Annotated in this window: 3 protein-coding genes and 1 pseudogene; 3 read left to right on the plus strand and 1 reads right to left on the minus strand. The window is 64.7% G+C overall.

Annotated features, from left to right (window positions below; genetic code table 11):
- A pseudogene (locus tag VFZ09_RS02520) lies at positions 1-347 on the minus strand (hypothetical protein); the annotation flags it as partial.
- Between the two features lie 259 nt (positions 348-606).
- Here VFZ09_RS02520 and VFZ09_RS02525 point away from each other — a divergent pair.
- Genes VFZ09_RS02525 through VFZ09_RS02535 form a run of 3 tightly spaced genes read left to right on the plus strand, consistent with a single transcriptional unit; the run spans position 607 to position 2,283 of the window.
- On the plus strand, positions 607-885 hold the full coding sequence (locus VFZ09_RS02525; RefSeq protein WP_329725835.1) for a hypothetical protein: 279 nt from the start codon (positions 607-609) through the stop codon (positions 883-885).
- 52 nt (positions 886-937) lie between these two features.
- On the plus strand, positions 938-1,381 hold the full coding sequence (locus VFZ09_RS02530; protein WP_329725836.1) for a hypothetical protein: 444 nt from the start codon (positions 938-940) through the stop codon (positions 1,379-1,381).
- Positions 1,381-2,283 (plus strand): DUF3396 domain-containing protein, encoded by a 903-nt coding sequence (locus tag VFZ09_RS02535; protein WP_329725837.1) that lies wholly within the window; start codon positions 1,381-1,383, stop codon positions 2,281-2,283. The genes VFZ09_RS02530 and VFZ09_RS02535 overlap by 1 nt, the downstream gene beginning before the upstream one ends.
- Positions 2,284-2,373 lie beyond the last annotated feature (90 nt).

The raw sequence follows: 2,373 nt of genomic DNA on the forward strand, positions 1-2,373 counted from the left end.
GCCATGCGCCGCACCGCCTCGCGCACACCTTCGAAGGTGAACACCAGCGACTCCACGGACTGTCTGTCGGGGGCCCTGGACCACGCGGTCTGCTCCACTTGCATGGCGATGTATCCAGGTGAGGCCGACGAGGAGATGAGACTCACCCGCAGGTCCTTCATAGCCGCCGCGTCCTGCTCGGCGTTGAGCTTGAGCACCAGGGCCGTTGCCCCGCTCGTCTCGTGCATGGCCCGAAACAGGTCCTCTTGTTGGTTGCGAGCGGCCCGCTGCACCTGCTCCTGGAGTTGATACGGCCCCAACTGCTTCGGATACTCCTCGCTGGCCTCGGCTTGATTCTGCTCGTCCATGCGTGCTCCTCGCTGGCCCCGTTCGCTGGAGGCCTGATGCTCTTGTTGTCATGGACCGGGGCCAACTTCCAGGAGGTGCCTGGTGCCTATGACGGCGGCCTACTACACAGGTGCGCTCTCCCGCGGGCGGGGCGGTTCGTCGAGAGTTCCGAGGCTCGTGCTCCACCACGCTGGAATCAGGTGCACGGTAGGCGTGCGGTCCACCCTCTGGAATCCACTAGACTCGAAGTCCACCCACCCTGAAGGAGGAAGTCGAGGCATGTCCACCCGGCCGCCCACGTCCGGCATCTCGCTGCTGCCCATTGTCCTGTTGCTGGCCGGATGCGCCACGGGAGGGCCGGTGGTGAGCACGCGGGGCCCCACTCGAGCACCGGTCCAGTACGCACAATCCACGGACTCGGCGACGGCCGCCTGCTTGCGAAACCCCGCCTGCTACAACACCCTGCCGGGCGAAGAGGCCATCATTCCTGGGCTGTCTCGTGCCGTGGACGCCGCCAATGCCGCCACCACCCTGTCGGTGATGTTGGAAGGAGGATGAGGAGCTCCAGGGCCAGGAGCCCACGCGGGAGCAATGCAACAAGGTGGTGCGCATGGAGGGGGGCAAGGAAGTGACGCGTGCCATGGACCTCGGAACCAGGAAGCACGAGGTGGCTCGCGAGTGCGTGCGGCAGGCCTTCGCGGAACGCTTGACGGAGAATGTCAAGGTGGAGCCCACCTATCAGAAGGACTCCAGCACGGGGCTGTGGCGATGGGTTGACCCCAAGCAGGTGGAGGAGTGGCTGCAGCTCGGACTGACCAGCATGCTGTGGGGGGCCCTGGTACCCGATCTCGTGGTTCACGTCTCGGGCGATCCGAACCAGGTCCGTCGTGTCTACGATCTGAAGTTTCCTTGTCCGCCCAATAATCGGCCTTCTTGGAGGCGCCCCACAAGAGGTCAACCTCATTACCCTCACGATCAAGGCACGATGTACAAAGAGGCGCTTCTTGAGGGAAAGAGCGAGCCCGTTTTCGTCACGCCCAAGGGAGTCCAGTGATGAGTGAGCACTATCCGCGCGTTCGCCTCTACTCGAGCATCGGTGGAGAAAGACGCTCCCTGTACATCCGGGAGAGCGTGAGCCTCACCTTCTACAAGAGGCGCTCCCACCAGGAACTCGTCCCACAGGTGATGCGCTGCCTGGAGGTGTACCTCCGTGCCATCGGGTCCCAGGTGCTCGGTTGGTATGTCGACCCATACACTGGCGACTGGGAGGAACTCGACGACAAGGGTTGGGCCTTCCTGCGGCGTGACATGCTCGAGGAACCCGCTACCTATTTCTGGCTGGCCGAGTCGCCCAGTGAGAGCACGGGATACGAGGTCCTCTACCATGGCCGGCTGCTCGAGAAGAATGTGACAAGCGCGCTGTCCTTCATCCTCCCCACGGAATACCTGGAAGCACACGGACCAGGGCACGTGCGGGAACTGGCGTTGGAGTTGGCGGCGCAGTTGCCCTTCTGCTCCGGACATGGGGGCTTGTGCTTCAACTTCCCGGAGAGCGTCGTCGGGACGACCGACGCCATTTTCGACATGTCCTTCCGCCATCCCGGCCTGGACATTCCGGGCGTGCACTTCGACTCGCTTTCCATGGGCACCCGAGTGAAGGGGGTGCACTGGCTGAACTTCCTGGGCCCGCCCGTGTTGGGCGAGCTCGGGGGCGCCGCGAGCCTGCGCGCGCGCCTGCGCTCGCCCGGCACCACCGTGCAGGAGCTCGATGGTGAGCGGGCCGTGGTGACGCTGGGGACCTGGCCGGAGGCGGGTGACATGGAGCAGGGCCGCACGTTGCCCGAGTACCGCGAGCTGGCACACGTGCTGGAACCCTGGCTGTACATGGAGCGTGGCAACTGGGGGGGCTTCTCCGACGAAGACATGCGCCGGTGGGAGCGCCGCTTCCTCGACTGATGCCTCATCCGGACGCAGTACACCGCCAGCACGGGGGCGATGGTCGCGGTGTGCGTCCATCAATGCACACCTCACGATGGTCGGAAGACG

This window comes from Archangium sp. (genome assembly GCF_036277355.1).
In the GTDB taxonomy this organism is placed as follows: Bacteria; Myxococcota; Myxococcia; order Myxococcales; family Myxococcaceae; genus Archangium.

Coding starts and splice junctions, on each gene's coding strand:
- VFZ09_RS02535 (WP_329725837.1), top strand. CDS start 1,381: ATGAGTGAGCACTATCCGCGCGTTCGCCTCTACTCGAGCATCGGTGGA.
- VFZ09_RS02525 (WP_329725835.1), top strand. CDS start 607: ATGTCCACCCGGCCGCCCACGTCCGGCATCTCGCTGCTGCCCATTGTC.
- VFZ09_RS02530 (WP_329725836.1), top strand. CDS start 938: ATGGAGGGGGGCAAGGAAGTGACGCGTGCCATGGACCTCGGAACCAGG.